Consider the following 16,961-nt stretch of genomic DNA (forward strand, 5'->3'; position numbering starts at 1 on the left):
TGTCACATCCCGGATGATTGGATAAACAATAAACGCTACCCGCTCTTCATCGCGCGAGCGACGATGGCTGAACTGATAGCGTCATTGCAATCTGCATCCGGGAGTGCTCCATGATCATCGCCTTGCACAAGAACGCACGCACCACGCCTGCGGTGCGTGCCGAGATCGCCGCCAGCAGTGAACCTGCCCACGTGCTTGCTGCCCGCTACGGCGTCAGCCCGTTGTGTGTCTACAAGTGGAAAAAGCGTGAGGTCTTCACCGACCGCTCGCACACGGCGCACCACCTTCAGACGACGCTCACGCCAGCACAGGAAGCGATCGTGGTTGAACTGCGCAAGACGCTGCTGCTGCCCCTGGATGACTTGCTCGCTGTCACGCGTGAATTCCTGTGCCCCGAGGCCTCTCGCTCGGGGCTCGATCGCTGCCTTCGTCGCCATGGCGTGGGCAATCTGCGAGCGTTGTTGCCGCCCGCTCCCAAGGAGCCCGGCAAGACCTTCAAGGCCTACGAGCCAGGGTACGTGCACATCGATGTGAAGTATCTGCCGCAGATGCCCGGTGAGAGCAAGCGCCGCTATCTGTTTGTGGCCATTGACCGCGCTACGCGTTGGGTGTTCGTGGCCATCAAGACGAACAAGAGCGCAGCCAGTGCGCGCAGCTTCCTCAATGCGCTTGCCAAGGCTTGCCCGATCAGAATCAGCAAGATCCTCACCGACAACGGCAAGGAGTTCACCGACAGGCTCTTTGCCAGCCGGGAAAAGCAGCCCAGCGGTAATCACGAGTTTGACCTGCTGTGCAAGGAGCTGGCAATTGAGCATCGCCTCACCCAGCCCAGAACGCCCAGAACCAACGGGATGGTGGAGCGCTTCAACGGGCGCATTGCCGACGTGCTCAGAACGCACAGGTTCATCAACCAGGAAGACCTGGACGCTACGCTGCTGCGCTACGTGCATCTGTATAACCAGCAATTGCCTCAGTCAGCCCTCAAGAGCCAGACCCCGATGCAGACGATGAAACAGTGGTACAAATCCCATCCTCAGTTGTTCCATAGACGACCATATGATCGTCCGGGATGTGACATCTAGGCGCGAAGCCGCAGACAGTGCTGTAGCACGACAAGGCGAAGCAACAACGACACGGATGATTTAGAAATGGAATAAAGCCCCTGCGGGCATTGCAGCGGCGCTAGCATCGGCCACAGCCATTCATCCACCACAAGGAACACCACCATGAGCGACGACGCATTGCAACTGGGCACCATCACCCCACAAGACAGCGGCCACCAGGGGCGCATCACGCGCGATTTCGATCACCCGCCGGCCAAGGTCTGGAGCATGCTGACCGAACCCGCGCTGATGGCGCAGTGGCTCAGCGCCGGCACGATAGAGCAGCGCCTGGGCGGCAAGGTGCGCATCGATTTCGTCGACAGCGGCATCGTGATCGACAGCGAAGTCACCGCGTTTGCCGCAGGCGCGCTGATCGAATATTCCTGGAGCAGCGGCAACGAGCCACAGCGCCCGCTGCGCTGGGCGCTGACGCCCACCGCGAGCGGCACGCATCTGGCGCTCACCGTGGGCGTGCCGGCCGGCGAAGATGCCGCCAAGGCCTGCGCGGGCTTTGAAGGGCATCTGGAAATGCTGGCGGCGGCGCTTGAAGGCGTGCCGATCAAATTCCCGTTTGAAACCTACATGAAGGCGCGCACCGGCTACAAGGCGATGCTCGGCGGTTGAACCGGTTTCCTGCAGCCCGCACGGCTGCGGCGCACAATCAAAGCAGACAAGAGGCACGCACATGAAACGCCGAGAAGATTTGCCCGACTGGATGTGGTCCGACGCGCTGGCGGCGCTGGACCGGGCCGAGCGCCTGCACCGCCAGATGTTCCAGCCCCGGCACGCCAGCAGCTGGGAGCCGCCGGTGGATATGCTGGAGACGGCGCACGAGGTGCTGATCTACGTCGCGCTGCCGGGGGTGGAGGCGCACGACGTGAAGGCCGTCATCGTTGACGCGGCGCTCGTCGTCTCAGGCCGGCGCACGCTGCCGCCGGCGCTGCGCACCGCCACCATCCACCGGCTGGAGCTGCCGCAGGGGCGCTTCGAGCGCCACATTCCGCTGCCACCCGGCCACTACGGCGCGGTGGACGTGAGCAACGAGCGAGGGTGCCTGGTGATCTGCCTGCACAAGATGCCATGAGCGACAACCCGCACACCGAAGCCCGCGAGGCGGCCAGCGCCGCGCCGGTACCCGCTTCTGCCGCTTCCTCATCCACCGCACCCGCGGCGGATCTGCCCGACGATGCGCTGCTGATCGTCGCCATGCCCGACACGGTGCTGTTCCCGGGCACGGTGTCTCCCATCCTCGTGGGGCGTGAATCTTCGGTGGCGGCGGCTGAACAGGCCTTGCGCGCCGAACGTCCCATCGGCATCCTGATGCAGAAGGACACGGAAAACCAGGAGCCCGGGGCGGCCGATCTCTACACCACCGGCACCGTGGCCAACATCCTGCGCTACGTCACCCTGCCCGACGGCGGCCACCATGTGGTGGTGCAGGGCGTGCAGCGCTTCAGAGCAAAGGAATTCCTGAGCGAACAGCCCATGCTCACGGTGCGCGCCGAGCGCATCGAAGAACCCGAGGCGCAGGGCACCGTCATCGAGGCGCGCGTGCTGCACCTGCGCCAGCAGGCGCTCGAAGCCCTGCAGCTGCTGCCCAACGTGCCGCCGCCGCTGGTGGCCGCGGTGCAGAACACCGCGGGCGCCGGGGCGCTGGCGGATCTGGTCGCGGCCTATATGGAGTTGGAACGCGCCGACCGGCAGAGCCTGCTGGAGACCGTCGACGTCGCCGAGCGCATCGACAAGGTCTCCACGCTGCTGGCCAAGCGCATCGAGGTCATGCGCCTGTCCCAGGAGATCGGCCAGCGCACCAAGGCCACCTTCGACGAGCGCCAAAAGGAAGCCATCCTGCGCGAGCAGATGGCGGCCATCAAGAAGGAACTGGGCGAGACCGAGGACGACGGCAAATCGCAGGAAGTGGCCGAGCTCGCCAAGGCCATCGATGAAGCCAAACTGCCGCCCGAGGCCGACGAGCTGGCGCGCAAGGAACTGCGCCGCTACCAGCGCATGCCGTCCGAGGCGACCGAGGCCGGCATGGTGCGCACCTACCTCGACTGGCTCATTGCCCTGCCCTGGGCCGAGCCCGAGCCGCGCGCCATCGACATCGCCGCCGCGCGCAAGGTGCTCGACGAAGACCACTATGGCCTGGCCAAGATCAAGCAGCGCATCATCGAATTCCTCGCGGTGCGCAAGCTCGCACCGCATGGCAAGTCGCCCATCCTGTGCTTCGTCGGGCCGCCGGGCGTGGGCAAGACCTCGCTCGGCCAATCGATCGCGCGCGCCATGGACCGGCCCTTTGCGCACGTGAGCCTGGGCGGCGTGCACGACGAGGCCGAGATCCGCGGCCACCGGCGCACCTACATCGGCGCCATGCCGGGCAACATCGTCCAGGCCATCCGCAAGGCCAAGGCGCGCGACTGCGTGATGATGCTCGACGAGATCGACAAGATGGGCGCCGGCGTGCAGGGCGACCCATCGGCCGCCATGCTCGAAGTGCTGGACCCGGAACAGAACGGGGCTTTCCGCGACAACTACCTGGGCGTGCCGTTCGACCTCTCGCGCGTGGTCTTCATCACCACCGCCAACATGCTCGACACCATCCCCGGGCCGCTGCGCGACCGCATGGAAATCATCGAACTCGCAAGCTACACCGAAAACGAAAAGTTCGAGATCGCGCGCCGCTACCTGGTGCGCCGCGAGCTCGAATCCAACGGCATCACCGAGACGCAGGCCACGATCGGCGACGACGCGCTGCACGCCATCATCCGCAGCTACACGCGCGAAGCGGGCGTGCGCAACCTGCGCCGCGAGATCGGCCGCGTGCTGCGCCATGTGGCGGTGCGCATCGCCGATGGCTCGCAATCCCGCATGGATATTGCCGAGGGCGACCTGACGGAAATCCTGGGCCAGCCGCGCTTCGAGAACGACGTGGCCATGCGCACCGGCACGCCGGGCGTCGCCACCGGCCTGGCCTGGACGCCGGTGGGCGGCGACATCCTCTTCATCGAAGCCACCAGCTACCCCGGCAAGGGCGGCCTGACCCTCACCGGCCAGCTCGGCGACGTGATGCGCGAAAGCGTGCAGGCGGCGCTCTCGCTGGTCAAGCACCGCGCCGGGGAACTCGGCATAGCCCCGAAGAAGCTGTCCGAGCAGGACATCCACGTGCACGTGCCCGCCGGCGCCACGCCCAAGGACGGGCCCAGCGCGGGCGTGGCGATGTTCACCGCGCTGGTCTCCCTGCTCACGGACCGCGGCGTCAACAGCAATACCGCCATGACCGGCGAAATCAGCCTGCGCGGCCTGGTGCTGCCGGTGGGCGGCATCAAGGAAAAAATCATCGCCGCAGCGGCAGCCGGCATCACCCGCGTGATGCTGCCCGCGCGCAACCGGCGCGATTACGACGACATCCCCGCCGAGGTGCGCGAGAAGCTGGAATTCGTCTGGCTCGAAAGCGTGGACCAGGCGATTGCCACGGCGCTGGAGCCTGCTGTCAGCGCGCCTGCGCCCGATTGACCAGCCAGACCCCCGGCAGGATCAGCAGCAGTCCCACCGCGTGGTAGGCGCGGATGGGCTCGCCCAGCACCAGCCAGGCCAGCACCGCGGCATAGGGCGGGCCCAGGTACAGCGTCACGCCCACCCGGGCGGCGCCCAGCTCGCGCAGCATGAAGGCATAGCCCAGGTAGGCGGCAAAACCGGGCAGCGCCGCTGCCACCAGCGCCAGGGCCACGCCCTGTGCGGAGAACGCGGGCAGGGGGCCGGTGGCGGCCTCCCACACGGCAAACGGCAGGATCACCAGCACGCCGAAGAAGCTGATCACGCCCAGGCGCGCAGGGTCGGTCAGCGGCGTGCCCCAGCGCTTGAGCAAAATGGTGAAAAAAGTCCACGACAGCGTCGCCGCCAATACCCAAAGATCGCCCGCCACCCACTCTACCCGCGCGAGCTGCGCCCACTGGCCCTTGATGACCACATGCACCACCCCGGCCAGCGAAAGCAGCACGCCCAGCGCCTGCGGGCGGCTGAACGGCTCCTTGAGCCACAGGCGCGAGACGAGCACGATCATCACCGGCGAAAGCGCGTAGATCAGCGCCAGGTTGGTGGCGCTGGTGCTCTGGCCGGCGATATAGACCCAGCTGCCGCAGATCCACATGCCCAAGGTACCCAGCACCAGCATGTGGCGCCAGTCGGCCAGGATGGCGCGGCAGTGCGCGCGTATTTCGCGCCAGGCCAGCAGGCAGAACGCACCGCCGGCAAAGGTCCAGCGCAAACCCGCGAGGGTATTGGGCGCAATCACCCCCGGGGCACTGCGGGCAATCAGGTAGTTGGTCGCCCAGAACACGGGCACGATGGCGATGAGCGCCAGCGCAAGGCGCGCGCGGGTGGAGGAAGACATTCAAGCAAAAATCGGTGTTTGCGCTTATGCAGTAATCGCCAGCAGCTATCAATAATGAAAAACAGCAGCGCCTGCAGCCGACGCATTAAACCACCGCGCCCGCGCATGGCGCCGCCGCCGGCGCTTGGCACAATGCCACCACCGGCGCACAGGCCAATCCCCCGGACGAACGGATGCCGCGCGAGGACGGCACAATCCTTGCCATGACCACGAACAAGCGCGCGACGATCGTTGACTCCCGCCGCATCGGCCAGATGCCGCCCGCCCATGAGGGCAGTCTTGAGGCCCCCACGGGCATCCTGAAAGACCTGCGCGGGCGCCCGCTGCGCGATCTGCGCATCAGCGTCACCGACCGCTGCAATTTCCGCTGTACCTATTGCATGCCCAAGGAAATCTTCGGCAAGGACTACAACTTCCTGCCGCACGGCAGCCTGCTGTCGTTCGAGGAGATCACGCGCCTCTCGGGCCTGTTCCTGGCGCATGGCGTGCACAAGCTGCGCCTGACCGGGGGCGAGCCGCTGCTGCGCAAGGACATCGACAAGCTGATCGCCATGCTGACGGAACTGCGCACCACCGAAGGCCAGCCGCCCGAAGTGACGCTGACGACCAACGGCTCGGTGCTCGCACGCAAGGCCAGGGCGCTCAAGGCCGCGGGCCTGGCGCGCGTGACGGTGAGCCTGGACAGCATGGATGACGCGGTGTTTCGCGCGATGAACGACGTGGATTTCCCGGTGGCGGACGTGCTGGCGGCGATCGACGCCGCGCGCGACGCTGGGTTTGAACGTGTCAAGGTCAACATGGTGGTCAAGCGCGGCGTGAATGATCAGGAAATCCTGCCGATGGCGCGGCACTTTCGCGGCAGCGGCATCACGCTGCGCTTCATCGAATTCATGGACGTGGGCTCGACCAACCACTGGCGCATGCAGGAGGTGGTGCCTTCCAAGGAGGTGCTCGCGCGCATCCAGTCGGAGTTCCCGCTGGTGCCGTTGCAGGCCACCGCGCCCGGCGAGACGGCCGAGCGCTGGGGCTACGCGGGCGCCGACGGCCAGTTGGACCCGAAACTGGGCGAGGTCGGCTTCATCAGCAGCGTGACCAAGGCCTTCTGCGGCAGCTGCAACCGCATCCGCCTCTCCACCGAAGGCCAGCTCTTCACCTGCCTGTTCTCCACCAGCGGCTGGGATCTGCGCGGCCTGATGCGCGGCGGCGCGACGGACGCGCAGCTCTCGCAGGCCATCGCCGATATCTGGCATGGCAGGAACGACCGCTATTCCGAGCTGCGCGCCAGCCTGCCCAAGAAAGACAATGCGCCCGATGGCGGCAAGCGCATCGAGATGAGCTACATCGGTGGCTGAGGCTCCATGATCGCGCCGCACGAAATCACCGGCCTGGTGCTTGCAGGCGGGCGCGGCACGCGCATGGACGGGGCCGACAAAGGGCTGGAGTCCTGGCATGGCCAGCCACTGGCGCGGCATGCGCTGGACCGCCTGCGCCCGCAAGTGGGCGGCGTCGCCATCAGCGCCAACCGCCATCTGCCAACCTACGCCGCCTGGGGCGTGCCCATCTGGAGCGATGCCGGCGCCGACTACGCCGGGCCGCTGGCAGGCATGCTCGCGGGCCTCGCGCACAGCGTAACCGCCTGGCTGCTGACCGTCCCTTGCGATGCCCCCTTCTTCCCCGCGGACCTGGCGCTGCGCCTGGCCGAGGCGGCAACGCATGCGCAATCCCCCATCGCCTTTGCCCGTGCGCCCGACGAAACCGGCGTGCTGCGCCCGCAGCCGGTGTTCTGCCTGCTGCACCAAAGCACGGCGCCCAGCCTGCGCGAGTACCTGCGCAACGGCGGACGCAAGATCCGCCCCTGGGCCGAGCAGCAGGGCTGCGCCACTGCTCGCTTCGACCGCGCAGGCGACAGCCCGCAGGCCTTTGCCAACATCAACACCCCGCAGGAGCTGCAGGCGCTGCAGGCCGCCATCCCATGAGCCGGATTGCCGAAATCGCCGCCCAGATTCCCGGCTATGCGCCGGAGGATCTGCACGTGGACGCGGTCAGCGCCTTTCTGCAGCGCCTCATCACCCCCGTGCGGCAGGCGCACGCGCTGCCCTTGCTCGACGCACATGGCCAGGTACTGGCCGAAGACGTGGTGTCGCCCATCGACGTGCCCGGGCACGACAACGCCGCGATGGACGGCTATGCCTTCGCGGGCGATCAACTGCATGCCAGCCAGAGCCTGCAGCTGCGGCCCCTGGCAGGCAGCGCGCTGGCAGGCCGCCCCTGGCAGGGCAGCGTGCAGCCGGGCCAGTGCGTGAAGACCATGACCGGCGCCGTGATGCCTTCCGGCACGGATACCGTGGTGCCGCGCGAACTGGTGCTGCCGGGCGATGGCGGCCGCATCCGCATCGCCGCCGATGCATTGCACCTCGGCGCCAACCGCCGCCTGCATGGCGAAGACATTGCGCGCGGCAGCGTGGCGCTTGCAAAAGGAGAGCTGCTAACGCCCGCAGCCATTGGCCTGCTGGCCAGTCTTGGGCTGCAACAGGTGCCGGTCTGGCGGTCGCTGCGCGTGGCGCTGCTCTCCACCGGCAGCGAAATCCTGCGTCCCGGCGAAGCGCCGCGCGAAGGCGCCATCCACGACAGCAACCGCTACACGCTGCACGCCCTGCTCACACGCCTGGGAGTGCGAGTGCTGGACCTGGGCTGCGTGCCGGACGATCCGGCGCTGCTGCGCGCCGCCTTTCTGCGCGGCGCCCACGAGACGGATGCCGTCATCACCAGCGGCGGCGCCGGCATGGGCGACGCCGACCACACGCGCACCCTGCTGCAGGCGCTGGGCGAGATGGCGTTCTGGCAGATCGCCATGCGCCCCGGCAGGCCCATGGCGGTCGGCGTTTTTCATGCGGAATTCAATGAGAAAAATGCCTCTTGCACACAGCCAGCAAGTGCGGAATGCTATAATCAAGATAGCATTCTGTTTGCCCTGCCCGGCAACCCGGTGGCCGCCATGGTGGCCTTCATCGCCTTCGTGCGCCCCGCCCTGCGCCAGATGATGGGCTGCAGGCACAGCGCGGCGCCCCTGCTGCGCGCCTGCACCACAGAGGCACTGCGCAAGGCGCCCGGACGCACCGAATACCAGCGTGGCATCGTGAGCGAAAGCGCCGATGGCGTGCTGCAGGTGCGCAGCACCGGGCCGCAGGGTGCGGGGGTGCTCAGCTCCATGGTGCGCGCCAATGGCCTGATCGTGCTGGAACACGAGCGCGGCAACGTGCAGCCCGGCGAAATGGTGAACGTGATGATGTTTGACGGAGCCTTCTGACATGCCCTACAGCGCCACCCACCTTGAAACCGCCCCGGAGCGCGCCGCCATCGATCATTCGCAGGGGCCGGTGCTGCTGGAGTTCGGCACGCCCTGGTGCGGCCACTGCGCCCGGGCTCAGCCGCTGATAGCCGCCGCCTTGGCAACGCACCCGGGCGTGCTGCACCTCAAGGTGGAAGACGGGCCCGGCAAGCGCCTGGGGCGCAGCTTCGGCGTCAAGCTCTGGCCCACGCTGGTCTTTCTGAAGGATGGCGCTGAAGTCGCCCGGCAGGTGCGCCCGCACGATGGCGCCGCCATTGAGGAGGCGCTGACGCTCATTGAAGATCAGTCGTCGTCTTCGGCCGGCAAGCCGGGAAACAGCACCTCGGTGTAGCCCAGCAGCCGCAGGTCGCGCATGCGCATGGGGTAGAGCATGCCGATCAGGTGATCGCACTCGTGCTGCACCACGCGCGCATGAAAGCCCTCCACCTCGCGCGCGATGGGGTCGCCAAACGGATCAAGGCCGGCGTAGCGGATGCGCTGGTAGCGCGGCACCCTGCCGCGCAGGCCGGGCACCGAGAGGCAGCCCTCCCAGTCCTCCTCCATGGCATCGCCCAAAGGCGTGACCACCGGGTTCACCAGCACGGTGCGCGGCACCAGCGGGCGGTCCGGATAGCGCGGGTTGCGTTCGTTGCTGCCGAACACCACCAGCTGCAGGTTGACGCCGATCTGCGGCGCGGCCAGGCCCGCGCCATTGGCGGCGCGCATGGTGTCTATCAAGTCGTAGACCAGGCCATGCAAGGCCTCGGTATCGAATGCGGCCACCGGCTCGGCCATGCGCAGCAGCCGCGGATCGCCCATTTTCAGGATGGTGTGTACGGTCATGGTGGCTGCCAGCATAGCGCGTGGGCACAATCGCCGGCGTGACCAAGCTGCCCGATCCGCCGCCCCTGCCGCCCGCGCCGCCCACCATCGTGCGCTGGCTGCTGCTGGCCTTCGCCGTCCTGAGCCTGGCCACCGGCATCATCGGCATCTTCGTGCCTGGCCTGCCCACCACGGTCTTCATCCTCATGGCAGCCTGGGCGGCGGCGCGTTCCTCTCCGCGCCTGCACGCCTGGTTGTGGCGCCACCGGCTGTTTGGCACCATGCTGCAGAACTGGGCCGCCGGCGGCTTCGTGAGCCGCAAGGCCAAATGGAGCGCCACCCTGGTGATGGGCGTATCCGTGCTGTTTCTGGCACTCGTTCAGGTCCCCGCCTGGGCACGCGTGGCGAGCTATGCCAGCATGGCCTGCGTACTCATCTGGCTGTGGCTGCGGCCCGAGCCGCCCGGCTGAAATTTCACCAGCCTGCCGGGCCATCCATGGTTTTTGCCGTTAGAATCGCGGGCTTGTTCCTCGATAGCTCAGTCGGTAGAGCGACGGACTGTTAATCCGCAGGTCCCTGGTTCGAGCCCAGGTCGAGGAGCCACCTTTCCGCTGGCCCGCTTCAGCCGTCCCAGCCACCTCCCTTTTCCTCGATAGCTCAGTCGGTAGAGCGACGGACTGTTAATCCGCAGGTCCCTGGTTCGAGCCCAGGTCGAGGAGCCACCCCCCATTCCCTGCTCATGCCCACACCGGCACCCCGCGCAATGGCGCGCGTGCCAGATACCGGCATTTACAATGCGCGGTTACGTGTAGCGCCCACGCGCCGACCCGATCAGCGAGACCCCATGACCAACGAAGAAATCCTGAGCACCTACGGCCCCCGCGAGTCCATGGAATACGACGTGGTGATCGTCGGCGCCGGCCCGGGCGGCCTCGCCACCGCCATCCGACTCAAGCAGCAGGCGGCCGCGCACGAGAAGGAAATTTCCGTCGTCGTGCTGGAGAAAGGCTCGGAACCCAGCGCGCACATCCTCTCGGGCGCGATCGTCGATCCACGCGCGATCACCGAGCTCATGCCCGACTGGAAGGCCAAGGGCGCGCCGCTGCGCCAGCCGGTGACGGACGACGGCTACGTCTTTCTCGGCGGCGAAGGTGGGTCGTTTCGCATTCCCAACCTCTTCCTGCCGCCATTTGCCAACAACCACGGCAACTACATCGTGAGCCTAGGCGAGGTCACCAAGTGGATGGCCGAGCAGGCCGAGGCCCTGGGCGTGGAAATCTTCCCGGGCTTTGCTGCCGCCGAGGTGCTCTACGACGACAAAGGCGCCGTCAAGGGCGTGGCCACCGGCAACATGGGCGTGGGCAAGGATGGCAAGCCCACCGAGAATTTCCAGCTCGGCATGGAGCTGCTGGGCAAATACACCGTCTTCGCCGAAGGCGCACGCGGGCATCTGGGCAAGCAGGTGATCGCGCGCTACAAGCTCGACGAGGGGCGCGATCCGCAATCCTGGGGCCTGGGCGTGAAAGAGCTCTGGGAGATCGACCCGGCGCGCCACCAGCCCGGCCTGGTCATCCACACCGCCGGCTGGCCGATGGACAACAGCACCTACGGCGGCGGCTTCATCTACCACCTGGACGGCAACCGCGTGGCGCTGGGCTTCGTCACCGGCCTGGGCTACACCAACCCCTTCCTGAGCCCGTTCGAGGAATTCCAGCGCTGGAAAACCCACCCGAACGTGCGCTGGTATCTGGAAAACGCCAAGGGTGAAGTGACCGGCAAGCGCCTGTCCTACGGCGCACGCGCGATCAACGCCAGCGGCATCAATTCATTGCCCAAGGTGGTCTTTCCCGGCGGCGCGCTGATCGGCTGCGATGCAGGCTTTTTGAACGTCAGCCGCATCAAGGGCAGCCACTCGGCGATCAAGACCGGCATGCTGGCTGCGGATGCGGCGTACGAGGCCATCATCGCCGGGCGCCAGCACGACGAGCTCGCCGCCTATCCGCTGGCGTTCGAAAACAGCTGGCTCAACACCGAATTGCAGAAAGACCGGAACTTCAAGAACTGGTTCAAGTGGGGTCTCGGCGTGGGCACCGTAATGAACGGTTTCGAGCAGTTCGTGCTGCGTGGCAACATGCCCTGGACATTGCACCGCGACAAACCGGACTACGCCTACCTGAAACCTGCCAGTGAATGCCAGCCCATAGACTACCCCAAGCCCGACGGCAAGCTGACCTTTGACCGGCTCTCCAGCGTCTTCATCAGCAACACCAACCACGAGGAGAACCAGCCGGCGCACCTGACGCTCAAGGACGCCGGCGTGCCGGTGAACGTCAACCTGGCCAAATTCGCCGGACCGGAAGCGCGCTACTGCCCGGCCGGCGTGTACGAATTCGTCGACGACGGCGCCGGCGGCCAGCGCCTGCAGATCAACGCGCAGAACTGCGTGCACTGCAAGACCTGCGACATCAAGGATCCCACCCAGAACATCGTCTGGGTGACGCCGGAAGGCGGCGGCGGACCCAATTATTCCGCTATGTAAAAGCGAGCAAAAATCGTCTAGGGGTATTCCCTTGAACGCCCCATTCAGGGGCGTTTTTTTTGCCTTGCTGCCGTAAACTCGCGCCCACGGCGCCTGCGCAAGAACGGCTGCGGCGCTGACCAACTCTCACCTCATTTCCCTACTAGGAGATACCCATGAAGAAATTGCCCTGGATGACCCTGGGTGCATTGACGCTCGCGTTTGCCGCCATCGCACCGGCCAGCGCCCAGACGAAATCCGTTGCCGTCACCGCCATCGTCGAACACCCCGCGCTGGATGCCGTGCGCGACGGCGCCAAGGACGCCCTGAAGGCCGCCGGCTTCGAGGAAGGCAAGAACCTCAAGTGGGAATACCAGAGCGCCCAGGGCAATACCGGCACGGCCGCGCAGATCGCCCGCAAGTTCATTGGCGACAATCCGGATGTCATCATCGCGATCGCGACTCCCTCCGCGCAGGCCGTGGTGGCCGCCACCAAGAACGTGCCGGTGGTGTTCTCCGCCGTGACCGACCCGGTCGCCGCCAAGCTGGTCCCGAGCTGGGAGCCTTCCCATACCAACGTGACCGGCGTCTCCGACCTGCTGGCCATGGACAAGCAGATGGAGCTCGTCAAGAAGATCGTCCCCAACGTCAAGCGTCTGGGCATCGTCTACAACCCGGGCGAGGCCAACTCGGTGGTCGTCGTCAAGGAGCTCAAGGAACTGCTGCCCAAGCTGGGCATCACGCTGGTCGAGGCTTCCGCGCCGCGCTCGGTGGATGTCAGCAGCGCCGGCCGCAGCTTGGTGGGCAAGGTGGACGCGATCTACAACAGCACGGACAACAACGTGGTGTCGGCCTACGAATCGCTGGTGAAAGTCGCCCAGGAAGCCAAGATCCCGCTGATCGCCGCCGATGCGGACAGCGTCAAGCGCGGCGCCATCGCCTCGCTGGGCGTGAACTACCGCGACCTCGGCGAGCAGACCGGCCGCATGGTGGCGCGCATCCTCAAGGGCGAAAAGCCCGGCGACATCAAGCCCGAAGTCAGCACCAAGCTGGAACTGTTCGTGAACCCGGGCGCCGCCGAAAAGCAAGGCGTGAAGCTCTCCGAAGATTTCATCAAGTCGGCCACCACGGTCGTGAAGTGACACTGGCCACCAGCCTCTGAGTCAACTCCCCAACCCGGCAGGAACCGTGCAATCCACGGTTTCTGCCTTTTTCGTATGTGAGCCAAACCATGTCTCTGTTTTCGTTTCTGGGGGCGGTCGAGATCGGATTGATCTTCGCGCTCGTCGCACTCGGCGTCTATATCTCCTTTCGTCTGCTGCACTTTCCCGACCTGACGGTCGATGGCAGCTTCCCGCTGGGCGGCGCAGTCTGCGCCATCATGATCCACAGCGGCTTCAATCCCTACATCGCCACCATCGGGGCCACCCTGGCCGGTGCCTGCGCGGGCTATATCACCGGCTGGCTCAATGTCCGCCTGAAAATCATGGACCTGCTCGCCAGCATCCTGATGATGATCGCACTGTTCTCGGTGAACCTGCGCGTCATGGGCGGCCCCAACGTGCCGCTCATCAATGACCCGACGATGTTCACGCTGCTGCAGCCCAAGGGGCTGGAAGACTACTGGGCACGCCCCCTGATTCTGCTCGTCATCGTCGTCATCATCAAAATTGCCATTGACTGGTTTTTTCCACCGAGCGGGGCCTGGCGATCCGCGCCACCGGCTCCAATACCCGCATGGCGCGCGCGCAGGGCATCAACACCGGCGCCATGGTGCTGCTGGGCATGGCCGTCTCCAACGCGCTGGTGGGCCTGGCGGGTGCGCTGTTTGCACAAACCCAGGGCGGCGCCGATATTTCCATGGGCATAGGCACCATCGTCATCGGCCTGGCAGCCGTCATCGTGGGCGAAGCCATCCTGCCTTCGCGCCGCCTGATCTACGCCACGCTGGCCGCGATTCTGGGTGCCATCGTCTACCGCTTCTTCATCGCCATCGCGCTCAACAGCGATTTCATCGGTCTGAAGGCGCAGGATCTGAACCTGGTCACGGCCGTGCTGGTGACATTGGCGCTGGTGGTCCCCAACCTCAAGCGCATGCTCAAGCACAAGCGCTTGCCGGACGCCCCCAAGAGCATGTAAGAGCCAGGAGACCACCATGCTCAACGCACAAGACCTTCACATCACCTTCAACGCCGGCACGCCGATCGAAACCAAAGCGCTGCGCGGCATGACGCTGGAAATTCCAGCCGGCCAGTTCGTCACCGTCATCGGCTCCAACGGCGCCGGCAAATCCACGTTTCTCAACGCCATTTCGGGCGGCCTGGGCGTGGATACCGGCAAGATTTTCATCGATGGCCTGGATGTCACCGACGAGCCCGTGTGGAACCGCGCGCAGCTCGTGGCGCGCGTCTTCCAGGACCCGATGGCCGGCACCTGCGAAGACCTGACCATCGAGGAGAACATGGCGCTGGCCCAGCAGCGCGGCACACGCCGCGGCCTGCGTGGCGCCGTCAAGGCCTCCGAACGCGACATGTTCCGCGAAAAGCTCGCCACGCTGGGGCTGGGGCTGGAAAACCGCCTGACCGACCGCATCGGCCTGCTCTCCGGCGGTCAGCGCCAGGCCGTGAGCCTGTTGATGGCGTCGCTGCAGCCCTCGCGCATCCTGCTGCTCGACGAGCACACCGCCGCGCTCGATCCGCGCACCGCGGATTTCGTGCTCAAGCTCACGCAGCGCATCGTTGCGGAAGGCAAGCTCACGACCATGATGGTCACGCACTCCATGCGCCAGGCGCTGGACGTGGGCGAGCGCACCGTGATGCTGCACCAGGGCCAGGTGGTGCTGGACGTCTCGGGCGAGGAGCGCGCGCGCCTTGACGTACCCGACCTGCTCAAGATGTTTGCCAAGGTGCGCGGCGAAGAACTCGCCGACGACGCGCTGCTGCTGGGCTGATACCCTGGCCTACTCCGGTCGCGGCGCGCCTTGCGCCGCACCGGAAAGCTTTCTGCCGACAAAGACCGCCGCCACGACGGCCAAGGCAAACGCCAGCGACAGTGCGTCGATGTGCTCGCCCAGGAGCGGCACGGCAAACACCATCGCAAAGAAAGGCTGCAGCAGCAGCACCTGGCTGACGCGCAGCGTCCCACCCCATTCCAGCCCGCGAAACCAGGCGAAGAAGCCGGACCACATCGACACCGCCCCGATGTAGGCCAGGCCCGCCCAGCTGGGCCAGCGCACCTGCGCTGCCGTGGCCGCATCCGGCCACAGCCAGAGCATCAGCGGCAGCGACACCGGCAGCGCCAGCGCGCACATCCAGCAGATCACGCGCTCGGCGCCCAGCTCGGCCGTCACCTGCGCGCCGTAGACATAGCCAAAGGCCGACGCCAGCACCGCCACGACCAGCAGCACATCGGCCCAGGCAAAGCCGAAGCCCCCAACCCCTTCGTTGCGAATCAGCGCAAACACGATCACCAAGGCCGCGCCCAGCACGGCGCAGATCCAGAAGCCCATGCGCTCGCGCTCATGCAATACGAGCGCGGCGAACACCGCCGTCGCCAGCGGAATGACCGCCACGATCACCGCGGCATGCACCGCCGTGACGCTGCGCAGGGCGATCGCTGCCAGCAGCGGCCAGAGCAGCACATTGCCCAGCACCGCCAGCAGCAGCGGCCGCCACAGATGCCGCGCCGGCCAGGGCGAGCGCGTGAAGAGCAGGAAAAGCACGGAGAGCAGACCAGCGATCGCCGCCCGGCCCGCCGTGGCGAACCAGGGCGAGAGCTGCGGATCGGCATCGGTGCCGGTGGCCAGCCGCGTGGCGGGCACCGTCACCGAGAACAGCAGCATCCCCAGCACGCCGAGCCAGAAGCCCAGGCGCTGGCGCGTTGCGTTCGCCATGACAGCATCAGAGGCGATGCGTCACCCCGGCAGCTTCGTCCGCACATCCTGCGGTATTTCCACCGCCTTGTGCGTATCCAGATTGGTGAACACCAGCACCTGCCGGGCACCCACGCGCAGCTCGCCCTTGCAGCTGGCTTCTATCGCCAGCGTGAGCGAGCGCGTGCCCACCTTCTCGGGCCAGAGCGCGAATGTCACCTCCTCGCCCATGCGGCTGATGGCGCGAAAGTCGCACTCCAGCCGCACGGTGGGCGTGCCGATCCGCCGCTGGCCGATGAACTGGTCGTAGGCGATGCCCAGCCCGTGGGTGAACCAGTCTTCCAGCAGGTGATTGAACAGCACCAGATACTGCGGGAAGAACACGATGCCCGCCGGATCACAGTGCGAGAAGCGGATCGGGTAGACCCGCTCGAACCGGCCTGGGTGCGCGGCCTCGGTCATCGCGCTCAGAACGCGGCGATGCCGGTGATGGCTCGGCCCAGGATCAGCGCATGGATGTCATGCGTGCCCTCGTAGGTGTTCACCACCTCCAGGTTCACCAGGTGGCGCGCCACGCCAAACTCATCGCTGATGCCGTTGCCGCCCATCATGTCGCGCGCCAGACGGGCAATGTCCAGTGACTTGCCGCAGCTGTTGCGCTTGATGATGGAGGTCAGCTCCACCGCCGGGCTGCCTTCGTCCTTCATCCTTCCCAGGCGCAGGCAGCCCTGCAGGCCCAGGCTGATTTCGGTCAGCATGTCGGCCAGCTTTTTCTGGATCAGCTGGTTGGCCGCCAGCGGCTTGCCGAACTGCTTGCGGTCGATGACGTACTGGCGCGCGCGGGCGTAGCAGTCTTCGGCCGCGCCCAGCGCGCCCCAGGCGATGCCGAAGCGCGCGCTGTTGAGGCAGGTGAACGGGCCCTTGAGGCC

At 66.3% G+C, this 16,961-nt stretch carries 17 protein-coding genes, 2 tRNA genes and 1 pseudogene; 15 read left to right on the top strand and 5 right to left on the bottom strand.

The window, feature by feature from the left end:
- Positions 1 to 110: 110 nt before the first annotated feature.
- From K320_RS0117505 to lon, 4 genes are all read left to right on the top strand, one after another.
- Entirely contained in the window at positions 111 to 1,082 is a 972-nt protein-coding gene (locus K320_RS0117505; protein ID WP_024540090.1) for an IS481 family transposase, read from the top strand.
- Positions 1,083 to 1,226: 144 nt separating this feature from the next.
- The gene (locus K320_RS0117510) at positions 1,227 to 1,727 is read left to right on the top strand and encodes an SRPBCC family protein (RefSeq protein WP_024540091.1); all 501 of its coding nucleotides are present in this window, start codon (positions 1,227 to 1,229) and stop codon (positions 1,725 to 1,727) included.
- 61 nt (positions 1,728 to 1,788) lie between these two features.
- A complete protein-coding gene (locus K320_RS0117515) occupies positions 1,789 to 2,187 on the top strand; it encodes an Hsp20/alpha crystallin family protein (protein ID WP_024540092.1) in 399 nt (132 codons plus the stop codon).
- Positions 2,184 to 4,616, top strand: a complete 2,433-nt coding sequence (gene lon, locus K320_RS0117520; protein WP_024540093.1) for an endopeptidase La — start codon at positions 2,184 to 2,186, stop codon at positions 4,614 to 4,616. Before K320_RS0117515 ends, lon begins: the two co-directional genes overlap by 4 nt.
- Here the strand turns inward: lon and K320_RS0117525 are convergent.
- A complete protein-coding gene (locus K320_RS0117525) occupies positions 4,594 to 5,493 on the bottom strand; it encodes a DMT family transporter (RefSeq protein WP_024540094.1) in 900 nt (299 codons plus the stop codon). The two genes, lon and K320_RS0117525, sit on opposite strands and share 23 nt — an antisense overlap.
- Before the next feature lie 254 nt (positions 5,494 to 5,747).
- Between K320_RS0117525 and moaA the strand changes: the two genes are divergently transcribed.
- The 4 genes from moaA to K320_RS0117545 are packed head-to-tail and all read left to right on the top strand — an operon-like array spanning position 5,748 to position 9,173.
- Positions 5,748 to 6,845, top strand: a complete 1,098-nt coding sequence (gene moaA, locus K320_RS0117530; RefSeq protein WP_245593920.1) for a GTP 3',8-cyclase MoaA — start codon at positions 5,748 to 5,750, stop codon at positions 6,843 to 6,845.
- Between the two features lie 6 nt (positions 6,846 to 6,851).
- Positions 6,852 to 7,469, top strand: a complete 618-nt coding sequence (gene mobA / locus K320_RS0117535) for a molybdenum cofactor guanylyltransferase MobA (RefSeq protein WP_024540096.1) — start codon at positions 6,852 to 6,854, stop codon at positions 7,467 to 7,469.
- Positions 7,466 to 8,800 (top strand): molybdopterin molybdotransferase MoeA, encoded by a 1,335-nt coding sequence (moeA, locus tag K320_RS0117540; RefSeq protein WP_024540097.1) that lies wholly within the window; start codon positions 7,466 to 7,468, stop codon positions 8,798 to 8,800. Before mobA ends, moeA begins: the two co-directional genes overlap by 4 nt.
- A 1-nt stretch (position 8,801) precedes the next feature.
- Positions 8,802 to 9,173, top strand: coding sequence for a thioredoxin family protein (locus K320_RS0117545; protein WP_024540098.1), 372 nt, complete (start codon positions 8,802 to 8,804; stop codon positions 9,171 to 9,173).
- Here the strand turns inward: K320_RS0117545 and def are convergent.
- The gene (gene def, locus K320_RS0117550) at positions 9,125 to 9,664 is read right to left on the bottom strand and encodes a peptide deformylase (RefSeq protein ID WP_024540099.1); all 540 of its coding nucleotides are present in this window, start codon (positions 9,662 to 9,664) and stop codon (positions 9,125 to 9,127) included. The two genes, K320_RS0117545 and def, sit on opposite strands and share 49 nt — an antisense overlap.
- A 47-nt stretch (positions 9,665 to 9,711) precedes the next feature.
- On the opposite strand from def, the gene K320_RS0117555 reads away from it, so the two are divergent.
- The 7 genes and pseudogenes from K320_RS0117555 (at position 9,712) to K320_RS0117585 (ending at position 15,111) form a co-directional block, all read left to right on the top strand.
- The gene (locus K320_RS0117555; protein ID WP_024540100.1) at positions 9,712 to 10,113 is read left to right on the top strand and encodes a YbaN family protein; all 402 of its coding nucleotides are present in this window, start codon (positions 9,712 to 9,714) and stop codon (positions 10,111 to 10,113) included.
- A 57-nt stretch (positions 10,114 to 10,170) separates the two neighbouring features.
- A tRNA-Asn gene (locus tag K320_RS0117560) sits at positions 10,171 to 10,246 on the top strand.
- A gap of 43 nt (positions 10,247 to 10,289) precedes the next feature.
- Positions 10,290 to 10,365: transfer RNA gene (locus tag K320_RS0117565), tRNA-Asn, on the top strand.
- A gap of 122 nt (positions 10,366 to 10,487) precedes the next feature.
- The gene (locus K320_RS0117570; protein ID WP_024540101.1) at positions 10,488 to 12,182 is read left to right on the top strand and encodes an electron transfer flavoprotein-ubiquinone oxidoreductase; all 1,695 of its coding nucleotides are present in this window, start codon (positions 10,488 to 10,490) and stop codon (positions 12,180 to 12,182) included.
- A 155-nt stretch (positions 12,183 to 12,337) separates the two neighbouring features.
- A complete protein-coding gene (locus K320_RS0117575) occupies positions 12,338 to 13,303 on the top strand; it encodes an ABC transporter substrate-binding protein (RefSeq protein WP_029696299.1) in 966 nt (321 codons plus the stop codon).
- Positions 13,304 to 13,392: 89 nt separating this feature from the next.
- Positions 13,393 to 14,300, top strand: a pseudogene (locus tag K320_RS18265) (ABC transporter permease).
- 16 nt (positions 14,301 to 14,316) lie between these two features.
- Positions 14,317 to 15,111 (top strand): ABC transporter ATP-binding protein, encoded by a 795-nt coding sequence (locus K320_RS0117585; protein WP_024540103.1) that lies wholly within the window; start codon positions 14,317 to 14,319, stop codon positions 15,109 to 15,111.
- A 9-nt stretch (positions 15,112 to 15,120) separates the two neighbouring features.
- Here the strand turns inward: K320_RS0117585 and K320_RS0117590 are convergent, their stop codons facing one another.
- The 3 genes from K320_RS0117590 to K320_RS0117600 form a co-directional block, all read right to left on the bottom strand.
- Entirely contained in the window at positions 15,121 to 16,053 is a 933-nt protein-coding gene (locus tag K320_RS0117590) for a DMT family transporter (protein WP_024540104.1), read from the bottom strand.
- A 21-nt stretch (positions 16,054 to 16,074) separates the two neighbouring features.
- Complete coding sequence (locus K320_RS0117595) at positions 16,075 to 16,494, bottom strand: acyl-CoA thioesterase (RefSeq protein ID WP_024540105.1); 420 nt, start codon at positions 16,492 to 16,494, stop codon at positions 16,075 to 16,077.
- A 5-nt stretch (positions 16,495 to 16,499) separates the two neighbouring features.
- Positions 16,500 to 16,961: acyl-CoA dehydrogenase family protein (locus tag K320_RS0117600; protein ID WP_024540106.1), on the bottom strand; the 462-nt coding region annotated here is incomplete at its 5' end.

Origin of the sequence: Comamonas badia DSM 17552 (assembly GCF_000484635.1) — a bacterium.
Taxonomy (GTDB): Bacteria; Pseudomonadota; Gammaproteobacteria; order Burkholderiales; family Burkholderiaceae_C; genus Comamonas_C; species Comamonas_C badia.